Here is a 15,534-nt window from a genome sequence, read left to right on the forward strand (position 1 = left end):
GATGGAAACCGATCGGTTTCCGCCGTCGGTCGTCACGCTGGGAGTACATCCATGACTGCAATCGCAGGTTCGACCGTTCTCGTCACCGGAGGCAGCCGAGGCATCGGCCGGGCCCTGGTGGAGTCCCTGTACGCCCGGGGCGCCAAGAAGGTCTACGCAACCGCCCGTGATCCCCGCACCATCACCCGCACCGGCGCCGTCGCGCTGCCCCTGGAGCTCAGCGACCCCGCTTCGGTGGCCGCCGTCGCTGCGCAGGCCCAGGACGTCACCATCCTGATCAACAATGCCGCTGCGGCCGTTGAGGCATCGTTCCTGACCTCCCCGGTGGACGACGTCCGCCGCGAGTTCGACACCAACTTCTACGGCCCCCTGCTGATGACCCGGGCCCTGGCCCCGGTCATCGAGGCCAACGGTGGCGGCCACCTGCTCAACGTGCACTCCGTCCTGTCCTGGGTCGGGCTCGCCGGTTCCTACAGCGCCTCCAAGGCGGCGCTGTGGTCCCAGACCAACTCCCTGCGTCTGGAGTTGAAGCCGCGCGGCATCACCGTCACCGGGTTGCACGTCGGTTACGTGGACACCGACATGGCGGCGCACATCGACGCCCCGAAGACGTCGCCGGAGAGCGTTGCGGAACAGGCCCTGGACGGGATCGAATCGGACTCCTACGAGGTGTTGGCCGATGAGCTCACCCGTCAGGTCAAGGCGGGTCTGGCCGCCGACCTCGCCAGTCTGTACCCGCAACTGGCCGCCTGACCGTAGCGTCACGCCGCCACGCCCCTGTCACGTCCCGTATACGCGACAGTCCCAGCGGACCTGCCGTCGCTGCTGGTCACGGGGGGGCGGCGGGCAACGTTGCCCGGAGGGGCCTGGCCGACAGGAACTGCGACTCTCACGCATCGCACAGTCGGCCCCCTCATCCCGGCAGCGGACGGTCGATTCGGCTGATTCGCCGAGGACGGCGTCGTGTCGGCCCGTGCGAGGAACATCAGGTCAGGGGGGCTGGTCGTCACTCGACCGCTGGGCAGGATCGCGACCGCGATGTCGGCGGCCTCGTCCCAGTCGGGGTAGAAGCGGCGGGAGGCGGGGTCGAGGAAGTTGCAGCGGGCGAGGTTCGCCTGGTTGCCCGGCGCGGCGTAGACGTCGCTGTAGAAGGCGTGGGCGAGCTGGTTGGCGGCGAGCAGGTCCATGGGGCCGTTCCGGACGAAGGCGCGCCCGGCGGTGATCGCGTCGAGAGTCCACTGCAGGCTGCGGTGCGGAGTCCACTGCCGACTGGTGCGGCGGCGGGGCCGGGTGAGGGCGTCGGAACCGTCGGCAGCCTGAGCCAGGTGGAGAAGGTGCGCGCGTTCGGCGTCATCGAGCCGGAGAGCGCGGGCGACGGCTTCGAGGACGGCCGGTGACACACCGGCGAGGTTGCTCCGCTCCAGCTTGGCGTAGTGCTCCACGCTCATGTCCGCGAGGGCCGCGACCTCGCTCCCGCGCAGACCGGGGACGCGCCGGCGGCTGCCGGAGGGGAGGCCCGCCTGCTCGGGGGTGATCTTCGCGCGCCGCGAGTCATGAGCACCTGTCAGAGTACGTCCGCATCCCCAACGCCCAGGGCACCTTGGTCGCCACCGACGAGACGCCCGCCGAAGAATTGTGGCCCGGCCTGCTGCCCGTATCCGACGCAATGGGTACCGGCTGGTGGGCCGCCGACGCCGCCGAGGTCGAGCCCGGCTCCACCGTCGTGGTGGTCGGCGACGGCGCGGTCGGCCTGTGCGGCGTGCTCGCGGCCAAGGAGATGGGCGCGGAGCGGATCATCGCGATGAGCGGCCACGAGACCCGGCAGAAGCTCGCCCGGGCATTCGGGGCCACCGACATCGTCACCGAGCGCGGCGACGCGGGCGTGGCCCGGATCAAGGACCTCACCGGCGGCATCGGCGCCGACAGCGTGCTGGAGTGCGTCGGCGCCGCCGAGGCCATGCGGCAGGCCCTGCACTGCGCCCGCGCGGGCGGGAACGTCGGATTCGTCGGCGTCCCGCACGAGGTCGCCGTCGACGGCCAGGAGCTGTTCTTCTCCCACGTCGGCCTGCGCGGCGGCCCCGCCCCCGTCCGCCGCTACCTGCAGGACATGATCGGCCTCGTCCTGCCGGGCCGGATCGACCCCGGCAAGGTCTTCGAAAGCTGCCCGCCGAATGAGGAGCACTGGCACGGCGCTGTCCCCGACCGGTTCATGGAACACATCGCCCTGTGGGAAGGCACAGGGGACGGCAATCCCGAAACCGTGTGGGCTGAGCCCGTCACCGATGGCCAGTACAACGGCTCCCGTGCTCGGAACCACCAGATGATCGATTGAGCCGTGGCACTGCAGGCGTTCAAATGCGGACGCCGAACTGGAAGGGCATGTTGCTGATGGACTCGTAGCGGACGACGGTGCCGGTGCGAGGGGCGTGCAGAACCAGCCCGTTCCCCGCGTACAGGCCGACGTGGTGCAGGTCGCCGTAGAAGAGAACCAGGTCGCCGGGCTTCAGCTGGCTCATCGACAGACGCGTGCCGGCATTGGCCTGTCCCTGGGAGGGCCGCGGTATGTAGGCACCGGCTTGGGCGTAGGCCCAGGAGGTGAGACCGGAGCAGTCGAAAGAGCCAGGGCCGGAGGCGCCAAAGACGTACGGTGCTCCGCGCTTGGTCTGGGCGGCCGCCAAGGCCGCCGCAGCCAGGGATGAAGCCGGTGTGTCGTTGCCCAGGTCGACGCGCTCGTTGGAGCGGTTGGCGCGGGCGTCGGACGCGCCGAGGGTCGCGCGCTGCGCGGCGGTGAGCGTGGTGAGGAGTTCGCGCGCCTCGGCCAGCTTGTCCTGGACTTCCTTCTTCTTCCTGCCCAGTTGGGCGCGGGTCCGGTCGAGCTCGGCGAGTTTGCCCGCCGCCTCCGCCTGTTGCTGGTCGAGCGTGCGCTTCTTCTCCGCGATCTGTCGGAGCGCCTCGGTCTGCTTGGTGTTCAGCTGGTCGAGTGCGGACGCCTTGTCGAGGTAGGTGTCCGGGTCGGCGGAGAGGAAGAGCTGCAGTGTCGGGTCGATGCCGCCGCTGCGGTACTGGGCGCTGGCGAGGGTACCGAGGTCGTCCTGGAGGTCGTTCAACTCCGCCTGCTCGCGGGCGAGCTGGTCCTGCAGGTCGTCGACCTGCTCCTCCAGTTTGTGCTGCCTCTCCTTGGCTCCGTTGTATTTCTCCGTCGCCTGCTCGGCCTGTTCGTAGAGGCTGTCGACCTTTTCCTTGACGCTCTTGACGGACTGCTTGGCCGGTACGGCCTGCGCCCCCTGTGCGGACAGGGCGACGGCTGCGGCGGCGGTCGCGGTGAGCACGCTGATGCGGGCGCGGCCGTTCCGCCTGGGTCGACGGTGGGACATCACTGCCTCGAGCTCCTTCTCCTCCAGCCGCCTGCGACATACCCGGGGAATCGCTATCGGCGGTACCTCCACCGCCATCCCGAATGGATGAACGACAGGGCGGAGGTTCGAGGCCCGACCCTAGTGATTAACTCACGCTCAAATCAAACCCCTTGAAGAAAAACGGCGGCCCAGTCGGATATTTCTTCGTCCGCACGGCACTCCTAAAGCTGTGGCGCAGGTCACACCCGTAAAAGTTGTCTGCATCGGCAGGTGAATTTCGGCCGAATCGACCTCGGCCGGGGCCGTATCTCATCGACATCCTGAATTGGATTCCGCTCTTTCTCCTCGCTCCCGCCTGTAAAAGAATGCATCCAGGCGGGCCCCGTGAAGGTCGTCGTGGTGAGGACGACGCCATGGCCCTCGGGGCGAGCCTTCCGCGGCGGCTGGCTACGCTGGGGTCGAACCGTCGTCGAACGACGGGGGAGACCTTGACCTCTTTCAGCGACCGGGCGGTCGAGAGCGTCATCCTGACGTTGCTCGACCAGCGTTCCCCCGGGGCGTCGATCTGCCCGTCAGAGGCGGCCCGTGCGCTCCGTCCGGGACCAGGCGACGGGTGGCGGGACTTGATGGAGCCGGTGCGGCGGGCAGCCGGCCGGCTGGCTGACGCCGGTCTCGTGGTCACCACCCAGCGCGGCGTTCCGGTCGACGCCTTGCGCGTGCGAGGACCCCTTCGCATTCGCCGCCCCTGATCCGGGGGAGCCGGGCGACGGCGCGAGCCCGCACACCTCGTCGTAGCGGAGCGTGACGAGTCGGGCGAGCGCGTCGTGCGTGCCGAGCGGGGCGGAGGTGAGGTCGGCGCCGGAGCGGGCGGCGCGGCGGGCGAAGTAGCCGGGGCTCAGCAGGTACGCGGCGACGGCGACGCGGGAGTGGCCCTCGGCGCGAAGGGCGGCGACGGCCTCGGCAGGGGTGGGACTGGCGGCGCAGAGGTAGGCGGGGACGACGTCGTGCGCGCCCGGGAGGCGGTCGCGCAGCAGCGTGGCCATGGCCGCGGCGTCGGCGTTGGCGCCGGGATCGCTGGATCCGGCCGCGGCGAGCACGACCGGTCCGTCTCCGGTGCGCCACCCGGCGCCGGCGAGGCGGTCGGTCAGGGCGTCGGCCAGCAGCGGGTCCGGGCCGAGCGCGCGGGCGACGCGGGCGCGCACGTGCGGCGCCGCGGCGAGGGCCTCGGGGATGTCGACGCGGACGTGGTAGCCGGCGCCGAGCAGCAGCGGCACCAGGACGACCTCGCCGCTGAGGCGCGCCAATGCCTCCGGCAGGGACGGGGGGACAAGGTCGAGGAAGCACCGTTCCACGCGCAGGTCGGGACGGAGCAACCGCACCAGGGCGACCAGCGCCTCGGTCGACGCGACACCGTCCGCGTCCCGGGTGCCGTGGGCCACGGTGAGGAGCGTCGGCCGGGCGGCGCGGGCGGCGGGGGGACCGGGGGAAGCAGCGACCGTCACGTCGCCGCCAGGCAGTAGCCGCGCTTGGGGACGGTCCTGACCAGGGCGCTGTGCGGGCCGAGCGAGGCCCGCAGGCGGGCGATCGCGGCCTCGACGGCGTGCTCGTCGGTGTCGGAGTCGGTCCAGGCCCGGCGCAGCAGTTCGGCGCGGCTGAGGACCCAGCCCGGTTTCTCCGCCAGCGCCCGCAGCAGCGCGGCGCCTTTCGGCGAGAGCCAGTAGCTCTCCTCGTCGACCAGCAGCGCGCTGCCCTGCAGTACCAGCGTGCGGCCGCCGAGGTGGAGTTCCCGGCGGCAGCGCGAGGGCAGCGTCTCGGTGAGCGTGCGGACCAGAGCGCCGAGGCGGCCGCGTTCGGGCCAGACCGCGGGCAGCCCGGCGTCCAGCAGCGGTCGGGCGCAGACCGGGCCGACGCACACCGGCAGGACGTCTCCGGACATGGCCTCCAGTACCCGCTCGTGCAGGCCGTCGGCCGCCGCGGTCTCCAGGAAGGCGCTGATCGCGGGCGCGCTGGTGAAGGTCAGCGCGTGGACCTCGCGGCGTACGGTCTGCTCGACCAGCCGCCGGACCAGTCCCGGGTCCTCCGGCGGCGCCCAGCGGTAGACGGGGACCGGGACGACGTGGGCGCCGCGCTCGCGCAGGGCCGCGCCGAACCCGGTGAGCGGCAGGCCGTGTTCCTGCACCGCGATCCGGCGGCCGGCCAGCGGCCGGGCCAGCAGCCAGGTCAGCAGTTCGTCGGTGGCCTCGCTCCGGGGGGAGTAGGCCTCGTCCAGCCCGCTGGCGCGGACGGCGCCGGTCGCCTTCGGGCCGCGGGTCAGTACCACGGCGTTCCGGCAGGCGGCGGACAGTTCGGCCCCGCGGCCCCAGCCGTCGGCCGCGCTCATCCAGCCCCGCCAACCGACGCCGGTGGTCGCCACGACGTAGTCGAGCGGCGCGGTCAGGCACTGCTCGGTCGCCCGGCGCAGCGCGATGTCGTCCTCCAGCGGGAGGATGCGCAGCGCCGGGGCCTCGACCACCCGTGCGCCGCGCCGGGTCAGCAGCGCGACGAGCTCGTCGCGGCGGCGCGCGGCGGTCACGCCGACGGTGAAGCCCGTCAGCGGACCGGCCGGCTCGGTCGGGGTGAAGTTGGCGGAGCCCATGAACGCAGACTCGGGCCACACGGTTACCAACAGATTGCCCGGCCGTCTCGCCCGCGTTAGACAAAGGCCGTGCCGTGTTACGGCACGTGTCCTCGACCGCACCCCGTCCCGCCGGCGGCGTGAGGGACGCGTACCGCGGGCGCAACACGGGCGACAAGGCGGTGTAACGCCTCACGGCCAAGGTCGTTGGCATGACGACGACCACCGACACCCACTGCCCGTACTGCTCGCTGCAGTGCGGTATGCGCCTCGCGGCGGTCGACGGTGCCCGGACGGCGGTCGTCGAGCGGCCCGGGTTCCCGGTCAACCGGGGAGCGCTCTGCGGGAAGGGCCAGTCAGCCGCCGCGCTGCTCGGCCCGGCGAGCCGACTGAGCACACCGCTGGTGCGCGAGCACGGCGAGCTGCGGGCGGCGAGCTGGGACGAGGCCCTGGACCGGGTCGCACGCGGCTTCGCGGCGATCCGGGCCGCGCACGGTGCCGACGCGGTCGGTGTCCTGGGCGGCGGCGGGCTGACCAACGAGAAGGCGTACCAGCTGGGCAAGTTCGCCCGGGTCGTGCTGGGCACCGCGAACATCGACTACAACGGCCGCTTCTGCATGTCCTCGGCCGCCGCCGGGAACAGGATCGCCTTCGGCCTGGACCGGGGGCTGCCGTTTCCGCTCGAGGACATCCCGCGCACGGAATGCCTGATCCTGGTCGGTGGCAACCCCGCTGAGACGATGCCGCCCGCGCTTCGCTACTTCCGCGAACTGCGCGAGAACGGCGGCACGTTGATCGTCATCGACCCGCGCCGCACCCGCACCGCCGAGCAGGCCGACCTCCACCTGCAGCCGCTGCCCGGAAGCGACCTGGCGCTCGCGCTCGGTCTGCTGCACGTGCTCATCGCCGACGGGATGGTCGACACGGAGTTCGTCGAGGCGCGCACTACCGGTTTCGCGCAGGCCCGCGCCGCCGTGATGGCCCACTGGCCGGAGCGCGTCGAACGGCTCACCGGCGTCGCGGCGACGCAACTGCGCGCGGCCGCACACCACTTCGGGCGTGCCAGGACCGGCATGGTGCTGACCGGCCGGGGCCCGGAGCAGCAGAGCAAGGGCACCGACACCGTCGGCGCGTGGGCCAATCTGTGCCTGGCGGCGGGCAAGGCGGGCCGGCCGCACTCCGGCTACGGCTGTCTGACCGGCCAGGGCAACGGGCAGGGCGGCCGGGAGCACGGCCAGAAGGCCGACCAGCTCCCCGGCTACCGCTCGATCGAGGACCCGGCGGCGCGCGAGCACGTCGCCCGCGTGTGGGGCGTGGACCCGGACACCCTGCCGCGCTCGGGCCGTTCGGCCTACGAACTGCTGGACGGCCTCGGTGAGCCGGGGCCGGACGGCGTGCGCGGGCTGCTGCTGATGGGGTCCAACCCCGTCGTCTCCGCACCTCGCGCGGCCCATGTGACGCACCGGCTGCGCTCGCTGGACCTGCTGGTGGTCAGCGACCTGGTGCTCTCCGAGACGGCGCAGCTCGCCGACGTCGTCCTGCCCAGCACCCAGTGGGCGGAGGAGACCGGCACGATGACGAACCTCGAGGGCCGGGTGATACTCCGGCAGCGGGCCGTGGACGCGCCCGAGGGCGTACGCGGCGACCTGTGGCTGATGCGCGAACTCGCCGAACGGCTCGGCGTCAAACGCGGGTTCCACGACGATCCGGAGACGGTGTTCCAGGAGCTGCGCCGCGCCTCGGCCGGCGGTCAGGCCGACTACGCGGGCATCAGCTACGAGCGGATCCGCGCCGAGGACGGCGTCTTCTGGCCCTGTCCGGCCGACGACCACCCCGGCACACCGCGGCTCTTCCTGGATACCTTCGCCACGCCGGACGGCCGCGCCCGCTTCGCCCCGGTCACCCACCGCCCGGCGGCCGAGGAGCCCGACGACGACTACCCGCTCCATCTGACCACCGGACGGGTGCTGTCCCAGTATCAAAGCGGCGCGCAGACGCGGCGCGTCGACGCCCTCAACGCCGCCGCACCGGGCCCGTTCGTGGAGTTGCACCCGATGCTCGCACGGCGGCTCGGGGTGGCCGAGGGGGAGCCGCTGGCAGTCACCTCCCGGCGCGGACGGGCGGTCGCGCCGGCCCGCATCACCGAGGCGATCCGACCGGACACGGTGTTCATGCCCTTCCACTGGCCGGGTGCGGGCCGCGCCAACACGCTCACCAATCCGGCGCTGGACCCGACGTCGAAGATGCCCGAGTTCAAGATCTGCGCCGTGCGGGTGGAAGCGGTGCGGGCCCCGAGCGGTGCGGTCGAGTCCAGCCAGGGGGAACACGTATGAATGCCCGTCACATCGCGGTCGTCGGGGCCGGGATGGCCGCCGCACGCTTCGCCGAGCGCTACCACGCGCTCGGTGGCACCGACCGGATCACCCTCTACGGGGCCGAACCCCGCGCTCCCTACAACCGGGTACTCCTCGCCGACGTGTTGACCGGACGCCACGACGCCGAGGCAATCACGCTGCCGGTCGGCGACGCCGAACTACGTCCGGGCAGTGAGGCCGTGGCCGTGGATCCCGGCGCCCACACATTCGAGCTGGCCGACGGCCGGACCGAGGCATGGGACGAACTCGTCCTCGCCACCGGCGCCAACCCGGTGCTGCCCCCCATCCGCGGCTTGCGTCGTCCCGACGGCACCGGGCTCCGCGACGACGTGCACGCCCTGCGCACGCTCGCCGACTGCGCGCGGCTGGCCGAGGACGCCGGCGCGGCGCGGCGCGCGGTGGTCGTCGGGGGAGGCGTACTCGGCGTCAGCGTCGCCCGGGCGCTGGCCGCGCTCGGCCTCGCCGTCGAGATCGTGCACCAGGGACCGCATCTCATCGAGCGCCAGCTCGACGCCGCAGCCGCGGCCGCCCTGCGCGACGGGCTGCGCCGACTGGGCGTCGAGGCCTACCTCGGCAACCGCGCCCGCGCCGTCGTGGACACCGGCGGCACCCGGCACTGCGCCGTCGAGCTGGCCAACGGCTACCGCCTCGGGACCGACCTGGTGGTCATCGCCTGCGGCGTCCGCCCGCGCACCGCCCTCGCCCACACCGCCGGTCTGGACGTCGAAACCGGCATCGTCGTCGACGACACCCTGGCCACGTCCGCCCCGCACGTGTACGCCATCGGCGACTGCACCCAGCACCGCGGCACGGTCCACGGCCTGTCCGGACCGGCCTGGGAACAGGCCGACGTGCTCGCCGCACGGCTCTCCGGCGCCGACCCCGACGCGCTCTACCAGGGCTCCCGCCCGCCGGCCAGACTCACCGCCGGACCGCTGGAGTACGCCGCTTTCGGCGAGGTCCACCTCGACACCGAGGACCTGGCCGCCGACCCCGAACTGCAGGTGCTGCGGCTGACCGACGCCACGCGCGGCACCTACAAGAAGCTCGTGCTGCGCGGTGAGCGCCTGATCGGCGCGATCCTCCTCGGCGACCTGGCCACCGTGGGCGAACTCACCCTCGCCTACCAGCGCGACGCCCCGATGCCCGAACGGCCCCTGCACCTGCTCACCCCTTACGGAGCCTCCCGATGACGCATCGCCAGACGTCCGGCCGGATGTCCCGCCGGCTGAAGGACCTGATCCTGATCGGTCACGGCATGGTCGGCCAGCGCTTCCTGGAGACGCTGGTCGAGCAGCCCAGGGCCGCCGACCGGCGGATCACCGTACTCGCCGAGGAGCCGCGCCCGGCCTACGACCGGGTCCACCTGACCTCGTGGTTCTCCGGCACCGGCAGCGAGGAACTGTCACTCACCCCGCCCGGCTTCCTGAGCGAGCACGGCATCGACCTGCGCCTGGCCGACCCGGCCGCCGCGATCGACCGGGCCGCGCACACCGTCACCACCGCCTCCGGCCAGGTCCTGCACTACGACGAACTGGTGCTGGCCACCGGCTCCTACCCGTTCGTCCCGCCGGTCCCCGGCCACGACGCGTCCGGCTGCCACGTCTACCGGACCATCCAGGACCTGGAGGCGATCCGCGCCGACGCCGCCACCGCTCGCGTCGGCGTCGTCGTCGGTGGCGGGCTGCTCGGCCTGGAGGCGGCGGGCGCGCTCACCGCGCTCGGCCTGGAGACCCACGTCGTCGAGTTCGCACCCCGGCTCATGGCCATCCAGGTCGACGAGGGCGGCGGGCAGCTGCTGCGCCGCAAGATCGAGGACCTGGGCGTCAAGGTGCACACCGGCGCCGGCACCCAGGCCATCCTCACCGGCGACGACGGCCGGGTGCGGGGCATGAGCCTCTCCGACGGGCGTGAACTCCCCGCCGACCTGGTCGTCTTCTCGGCCGGTGTACGGCCGCGCGACCAGCTGGCCCGGGAGAGCGGCCTGCCGGTCGGTGAGCGCGGCGGCATCGTCGTCGATGAGCGCTGCCGGACCCGCGACCCGCACGTCTACGCCATCGGCGAGTGCGCGCTGGCTGCCGACGGCAAGGTCTACGGCCTGGTCGCCCCCGGCTACGCGATGGCCGGCACGGCCGCCCGCTCACTCGCCGGCGACCACCGCGACGAGGACGCCTTCACGGGGGCGGACACCTCGACCAAGCTCAAACTGCTCGGGGTCGACGTCGCCAGCTTCGGTGACGCGCACGGCGCGACCGAGGGCGCGCTCGACGTCCTCTACAGCGACAGCCGCTCCGGTATCTACAAGAAGCTCGTCATCGGCCGCGCGGGGCAACTGCTCGGCGGCGTGCTGGTCGGCGACACCGAGTCCTACGGACTGCTGCGCCCGCTGGCGATCGGCGGCGACCCGCTGCGGACGGCCCCCGAACAGCTGGTGCTGCCGGCCGGTCTCGGCCCGGCCGGTCCGGTCGCACTGCCGGACGAGGCCGTGGTCTGCTCCTGCCACAACGTGAGCAAGGGCGAGATCCGTGCCGCCGTCCACCAGCAGGGCTGCACGACCGTCCCAGAGGTCAAGAAGTGCACCAAGGCGGGCACCGGCTGCGGCAGCTGCGTCAAAATGCTGGGCACCATCGTGACCGAGGAGCTGGAGGCCGGCGGGGTCAGCGTCGACAAGAGCCTGTGCGAGCACTTCGCGCACACCCGCGCGGAGCTCTACGAGATCGTCCGGGTCGCCGGGATCACGTCCTTCTCCGCCCTGATCGACGGACACGGCAGCGGGCAGGGCTGCGACATCTGCAAGCCGGTCGTCGCCTCGATCCTGGCCGGCCTGGACAACGGCCACATCCTCGACGGCGAGCAGGCCGCGCTGCAGGACACCAACGACCACTTCCTGGCCAACCTGCAACGCAACGGCTCCTACTCGGTGGTGCCGAGGATCCCGGGCGGCGAGATCACCCCGGAAGGCCTGATCGCGATCGGCGAGATCGCCCGCGACTTCGGCCTCTACACCAAGATCACCGGCGGCCAGCGCATCGACCTCTTCGGCGCCGCCGTCGACCAGTTGCCCCCGATCTGGCGGCGGCTGGTCGACGCGGGCTTCGAGTCCGGCCACGCCTACGGCAAGTCGCTGCGCACGGTGAAGTCCTGCGTCGGCGAGACCTGGTGCCGGTACGGAGTGCAGGACTCCGTAGGCCTCGCCATCGAACTTGAGCTGCGCTACCGCGGTCTGCGCTCGCCGCACAAACTCAAGTCCGCCGTCTCCGGCTGCGCGCGCGAGTGCGCCGAGGCCCAGGGCAAGGACTTCGGCATCATCGCCACCTCCACCGGCTGGAACCTCTACGTCGGCGGCAACGGCGGCATGACGCCGCGTCATGCCGACCTGCTGGCGACGGACCTGGACCGGGAGACGCTGATCCGGAGCATCGACCGGTTCCTGATGTTCTACATCCGCACCGCCGACCGGCTGGAGCGGACCTCCGTCTGGCTGGACCGCATCGAGGGCGGCCTGGAGCACGTGCGGGCGGTCGTGATGGACGACTCGCTGAGCATCTGCGCCGAACTCGACGCACAGATGGCCCGGCACGTCGGCGGCTACCAGGACGAGTGGGCCGCCGTGCTGAACGACCCCGAGCGGCTGCGCCGCTTCGCTTCCTTCGTCAACGCCCCCGGCACACCCGACCCCGCCGTGACCTTCATGACCGAACGCGGCCAGATCCGCCCCGCCCGCCCCGACGAGAACGGGCGGACCCTCGCCCCGGCGCTGGTCGCCGGCCCCCGACTGGAGGTGCGTACCGCATGAGCGACCTCGTGGAGATCTTCGACGGCACCGCGTGGACGCCCGCCTGCCCTTACGAGGACCTGATCCCCGGGCGCGGGGTGGCCGTCCTCATCACGAGCGGCGAGCAGGTCGCGCTCTTCCGCGACCGGGCGGGCGCGTTGTACGCCGTCGACAACCGCGACCCGTTCAGCGGCGCCCACGTGCTCTCCCGGGGCATCCTCGGCAGCCGAGGCGACGCGCCGACGCTGGCCTCCCCGATGTACAAGCAGGTCTTCGACCTGCGCGACGGCCGGTCCCTCGACGAGGACCGCGCCCCGGACGGCACCGCGGCGGTGCTGCGGGTCTGGCCGGTACGCACTGTCGCATCCACGGCCTCACAGCCGGTCGGGGCGGGCGTGCGCGAGCCGTAGCACGGCCGAGCGACGGGGAGGCGTCCCGCGAAACCCGCCCCTCCTAGCGTCGTCGGAAGCAACGTACCCCCCACCACGAACGAGCGGGTGACAGCTGATGAGCACTGCCGTCGGAACAGAAGGCGCGACCGGGGACACCACCGGGGACACGGCTGGGGACTCGGCCGGGGAGACAAGAGCGGCGGTCGATGCGGGCCAGCCCCGCGGCATCACGGACTGGCGGCCGGAGGACGAGGGGTTCTGGGAGGAGGCCGGCGCGAAGGTCGCGCGCCGGAACCTGGTCTTCTCGGTCCTGTCCGAGCACATCGGCTTCTCGGTGTGGAGCCTGTGGTCGGTGCTCGTGCTGTTCCTCGGCCCGGAGTACCACATCGACGCGGCGGGCAAGTTCACGCTCACCGCACTGCCGACGGCGCTCGGCGCCGCGCTGCGCCTGCCCTACACCTTCGCGGTGGCGAAGTTCGGCGGCCGCAACTGGACCGTGTTCAGCGCGCTGCTGCTGCTGGTCCCGACGGTGCTGGCCGGCATCGTGCTGCGGCCCGGCGTCCCCTACGGGACGCTGCTGGTCGTGGCCTGCCTCGCCGGCGTGGGCGGCGGCAACTTCGCCTCCTCGATGGCGAACATCAACGCCTTCTACCCGCAGCGGCTCAAGGGCTGGGCGCTCGGCATCAACGCCGGCGGCGGGAACCTCGGGGTTCCGGTCGTGCAGCTGGTCGGCCTGCTGGTGCTGGCCACGGCGGGCGCGGCCCAGCCGCGCCTGGTGCCGCTGGTCTACCTGCCGCTGATCGTGCTCGCCGCACTCGGCGCGGCGCTGAAGATGGACAACCTGGCGTCGCTGAGGAACGACAAGCGGGCCCTGCGCGAGGTGGCCGCAGAGCCGCACAGCTGGGTCATGGCGCTTCTCTACATCGGCACCTTCGGCTCGTTCATCGGCTTCGGCTTCGCCTTCGGGCAGGTGCTGCAGGTGCAGTTCCATGACCAGTTCGACACCCCCGTGATGGCCGCGTACCTGACCTTCCTCGGCCCCCTGCTGGGGTCGCTGGTGCGGCCGTTCGGCGGGAGGCTGGCGGACCGCTGGGGCGGCGCCAAGGTGACGCTGTGGACCTTCGCCGCGATGGCGGGGGGCGCGAGCGTGGTGCTCGTGGCGTCGCGGCACCAGTCGCTGCCGATGTTCCTGACCGGCTTCATCGCACTGTTCGTGCTGAGCGGGATCGGCAACGGGTCGACCTACAAGATGATCCCGGCGATCTTCCAGGCCAAGGCGTGTATCGCCGTCGCGGCGGGAGCGGACGCGCAGACCGCGGAGCGGGAGTCGCGGCAACGGGCGTCGGCGCTGATCGGACTGGCCGGCGCGATCGGGGCCTTCGGCGGGGTGCTGGTGAACATCGCCTTCCGCCAGTCGTTCCTGGCCAGCGAGAGCGGCGACGCGGCGTACTGGGCCTTCCTGGCCGCGTATGCGCTGTGCTTCACCGTGACGTGGGCGGTCTACCTGCGCCCCCGGGTGGGACCGATGCGCGGGGTCTGAGTTCACCTGTGCCGGCTCCCCGCGCCCACGGGTGCTCGGTAGGGTTCGGGACGTGTTCGACGGCGAGGAACGAGAGCGGGTCCGGGAGCGTCTCCTGGTTCTCGCGGCCGCGGATCCCGCGGTGGTGGGTGCTGCGGTCACGGGGTCCGAGGCCCTTGGCGCCGCCGATCGCTGGTCGGACCTCGACCTGGCCTTCGGTGTCGACGGCGAGCGCGGCCCGGTGCTGGAGCGCTGGACGCGAACGCTGTACGAGGACTTCTCCGCCCGGCACCACTGGGACCTGCCGTCGGGCCCCGCGCTCTACCGGGTGTTCCTTCTGCCCGGCTGGCTCGAGGTCGACATCGCGTTCACCCCGGCCGGTGAGTTCGGGCCGCTGGGACCGGCCTGGCGCACCGTCTTCGGCCCCACCGTCCCCCGCCCGCACGGCGATCCTCCCAGCCCCAGCCATGTGGTCGGGCTGGCCTGGCACCACGCCCTGCACGCCCGCATCTCCATCGAACGCCAACGGCACTGGCAGGCCGAGTACTGGATCAGCGCCGTCCGCGACCAGGTCATCGCACTCGCCTGCCTCCGCCTGGGCCACCCCTCCGCCTACGCCAAGGCGGCCCACCTGCTCCCCGAGGAAGTCACCGCCCCGCTCCACGCGACCCTCGTCCGGTCGCTGGACGACCAGGAACTGCGCCGGGCCCTGGATGCCGCGCTGACCGCGCTGGCACACGAACTCGAACGCACCGACCACGCGCCGGCGGCGCGGCTTCGGCCCATGCTGGCCGAACTCGCGGACGGGTGAGGGCAGCTGTGTCGCTTCCGTGGGGTGACGACGCGTCAGGGACTGCACCCGACCGCACCACCGAGGCGCATATAGGACTATTTGAGCCAGATGAGAAATTGAGTTGTATTTCATGAGAAGTGGCGTTCTGAGGTGATTTCGTCGTGCCTGACGGTGAGGATCAGTCCGTGCCCGGCCGAACGGTCCGGGCGGTGCCGGGGCGTCAGCCCCGGTTCGTACGGAAGGGTCTGAACATGATCAACGGGTTGAAGAGGGCCGCGGCCCTGGGGGCGGCGACGGTGGCCCTGGCCGCGGGCGCGGTCGTCGGCACGGTCGGCACCGCGTCGGCCGCACCGCAGGACCACCGGCACCGTCCGCCGGCGGCGTCGCACCACTGCGCGAAGGTGGGGGGCCACTGGGTACGGCAGTGGCACCCTGCGTACCGGGACCGGCACCACCGCTGGCACCCCGGCCAGTGGACCCGCGTCTGGCGCCCCGCCCACCAGGAGTGTCACCGCTGACCCCGTAGCGGCGCCGGCGACCTGAACCGGCCCCCGGCACACCTCTCGAGAGGGCGTGCCGGGGGCCGGACGTGACAGAGCAGCCGTGGGGCCCGGCCCCGCCCCCCCCCACGGGGGGGCCCGGGCCCCCGCGGCGCCGGCACAGGAAGGGGGTGGGCCCCGCGGGGGCCACCCCCCGGGGGCGGGGGGTGG

At 72.4% G+C, this 15,534-nt stretch carries 12 protein-coding genes and 2 pseudogenes; 10 read left to right on the forward strand and 4 right to left on the reverse strand.

Annotation, left to right across the window (positions count from 1 at the left end):
• The first annotated feature begins 51 nt into the window (after positions 1-51).
• Positions 52-753 carry an SDR family oxidoreductase gene (locus ACFYXS_RS06555; protein WP_389244564.1) on the forward strand — a complete coding sequence of 234 codons (702 nt, stop codon included), beginning with the start codon at positions 52-54 and terminating at the stop codon, positions 751-753.
• A gap of 8 nt (positions 754-761) precedes the next feature.
• On the opposite strand, the gene ACFYXS_RS06560 is transcribed toward ACFYXS_RS06555, so the two are convergent.
• Positions 762-1,448 carry a hypothetical protein gene (locus tag ACFYXS_RS06560; RefSeq protein ID WP_389244566.1) on the reverse strand — a complete coding sequence of 229 codons (687 nt, stop codon included), beginning with the start codon at positions 1,446-1,448 and terminating at the stop codon, positions 762-764.
• A 116-nt stretch (positions 1,449-1,564) separates the two neighbouring features.
• On the opposite strand from ACFYXS_RS06560, the pseudogene ACFYXS_RS06565 reads away from it, so the two are divergent.
• Positions 1,565-2,179, forward strand: a pseudogene (locus tag ACFYXS_RS06565) (zinc-binding dehydrogenase); the annotation flags it as partial.
• Positions 2,180-2,351: 172 nt separating this feature from the next.
• Here the strand turns inward: ACFYXS_RS06565 and ACFYXS_RS06570 are convergent.
• Positions 2,352-3,377 (reverse strand): NlpC/P60 family protein, encoded by a 1,026-nt coding sequence (locus ACFYXS_RS06570; protein WP_389244568.1) that lies wholly within the window; start codon positions 3,375-3,377, stop codon positions 2,352-2,354.
• Positions 3,378-3,769: 392 nt separating this feature from the next.
• Between ACFYXS_RS06570 and ACFYXS_RS06575 the strand changes: the two genes are divergently transcribed.
• A complete protein-coding gene (locus tag ACFYXS_RS06575) occupies positions 3,770-4,105 on the forward strand; it encodes a DUF3253 domain-containing protein (RefSeq protein ID WP_389244570.1) in 336 nt (111 codons plus the stop codon).
• Between the two features lie 66 nt (positions 4,106-4,171).
• On the opposite strand, the pseudogene ACFYXS_RS06580 reads toward ACFYXS_RS06575, so the two are convergent.
• Together ACFYXS_RS06580 and ACFYXS_RS06585 are read right to left on the reverse strand one after the other, a co-directional pair.
• Positions 4,172-4,858 (reverse strand): annotated as a pseudogene (locus ACFYXS_RS06580) (sirohydrochlorin chelatase); the annotation flags it as partial.
• The gene (locus ACFYXS_RS06585; RefSeq protein WP_389244572.1) at positions 4,855-5,991 is read right to left on the reverse strand and encodes a uroporphyrinogen-III synthase; all 1,137 of its coding nucleotides are present in this window, start codon (positions 5,989-5,991) and stop codon (positions 4,855-4,857) included. The pseudogene ACFYXS_RS06580 and the gene ACFYXS_RS06585, both read right to left, overlap by 4 nt.
• A gap of 191 nt (positions 5,992-6,182) precedes the next feature.
• On the opposite strand from ACFYXS_RS06585, the gene ACFYXS_RS06590 reads away from it, so the two are divergent.
• From ACFYXS_RS06590 to ACFYXS_RS06620, 7 genes are all read left to right on the forward strand, one after another.
• Entirely contained in the window at positions 6,183-8,303 is a 2,121-nt protein-coding gene (locus tag ACFYXS_RS06590) for a molybdopterin oxidoreductase family protein (RefSeq protein WP_389244574.1), read from the forward strand.
• On the forward strand, positions 8,300-9,538 hold the full coding sequence (locus ACFYXS_RS06595) for an NAD(P)/FAD-dependent oxidoreductase (RefSeq protein WP_389244576.1): 1,239 nt from the start codon (positions 8,300-8,302) through the stop codon (positions 9,536-9,538). Before ACFYXS_RS06590 ends, ACFYXS_RS06595 begins: the two co-directional genes overlap by 4 nt.
• The gene (gene nirB, locus ACFYXS_RS06600; protein ID WP_389244578.1) at positions 9,535-12,141 is read left to right on the forward strand and encodes a nitrite reductase large subunit NirB; all 2,607 of its coding nucleotides are present in this window, start codon (positions 9,535-9,537) and stop codon (positions 12,139-12,141) included. The genes ACFYXS_RS06595 and nirB overlap by 4 nt, the downstream gene beginning before the upstream one ends.
• Positions 12,138-12,530 carry a nitrite reductase (NAD(P)H) small subunit gene (locus tag ACFYXS_RS06605; RefSeq protein ID WP_389244580.1) on the forward strand — a complete coding sequence of 131 codons (393 nt, stop codon included), beginning with the start codon at positions 12,138-12,140 and terminating at the stop codon, positions 12,528-12,530. Before nirB ends, ACFYXS_RS06605 begins: the two co-directional genes overlap by 4 nt.
• A gap of 97 nt (positions 12,531-12,627) precedes the next feature.
• Positions 12,628-14,052, forward strand: a complete 1,425-nt coding sequence (locus tag ACFYXS_RS06610) for a nitrate/nitrite transporter (RefSeq protein ID WP_389244582.1) — start codon at positions 12,628-12,630, stop codon at positions 14,050-14,052.
• Between the two features lie 52 nt (positions 14,053-14,104).
• Positions 14,105-14,842 carry a hypothetical protein gene (locus tag ACFYXS_RS06615; protein ID WP_389244584.1) on the forward strand — a complete coding sequence of 246 codons (738 nt, stop codon included), beginning with the start codon at positions 14,105-14,107 and terminating at the stop codon, positions 14,840-14,842.
• Positions 14,843-15,075: 233 nt separating this feature from the next.
• Entirely contained in the window at positions 15,076-15,342 is a 267-nt protein-coding gene (locus tag ACFYXS_RS06620) for a hypothetical protein (protein WP_389244586.1), read from the forward strand.
• The last annotated feature ends 192 nt before the right edge of the window (positions 15,343-15,534 follow it).

This window comes from Streptomyces sp. NPDC002574 (assembly GCF_042889545.1).
Classification (GTDB): Bacteria; Actinomycetota; Actinomycetes; order Streptomycetales; family Streptomycetaceae; genus Actinacidiphila.

What these genes read in the sequence shown, in the direction of transcription:
- ACFYXS_RS06555 (WP_389244564.1), top strand. Translation starts at nt 52, where the DNA reads ATGACTGCAATCGCAGGTTCGACCGTTCTCGTCACCGGAGGCAGCCGA.
- ACFYXS_RS06560 (WP_389244566.1), bottom strand. Translation starts at nt 1,448, where the DNA reads ATGAGCGTGGAGCACTACGCCAAGCTGGAGCGGAGCAACCTCGCCGGT.
- ACFYXS_RS06575 (WP_389244570.1), top strand. Translation starts at nt 3,770, where the DNA reads ATGGCCCTCGGGGCGAGCCTTCCGCGGCGGCTGGCTACGCTGGGGTCG.
- ACFYXS_RS06585 (WP_389244572.1), bottom strand. Translation starts at nt 5,991, where the DNA reads ATGGGCTCCGCCAACTTCACCCCGACCGAGCCGGCCGGTCCGCTGACG.
- ACFYXS_RS06590 (WP_389244574.1), top strand. Translation starts at nt 6,183, where the DNA reads ATGACGACGACCACCGACACCCACTGCCCGTACTGCTCGCTGCAGTGC.
- ACFYXS_RS06595 (WP_389244576.1), top strand. Translation starts at nt 8,300, where the DNA reads ATGAATGCCCGTCACATCGCGGTCGTCGGGGCCGGGATGGCCGCCGCA.
- nirB (WP_389244578.1), top strand. Translation starts at nt 9,535, where the DNA reads ATGACGCATCGCCAGACGTCCGGCCGGATGTCCCGCCGGCTGAAGGAC.
- ACFYXS_RS06605 (WP_389244580.1), top strand. Translation starts at nt 12,138, where the DNA reads ATGAGCGACCTCGTGGAGATCTTCGACGGCACCGCGTGGACGCCCGCC.
- ACFYXS_RS06610 (WP_389244582.1), top strand. Translation starts at nt 12,628, where the DNA reads ATGAGCACTGCCGTCGGAACAGAAGGCGCGACCGGGGACACCACCGGG.
- ACFYXS_RS06620 (WP_389244586.1), top strand. Translation starts at nt 15,076, where the DNA reads ATGATCAACGGGTTGAAGAGGGCCGCGGCCCTGGGGGCGGCGACGGTG.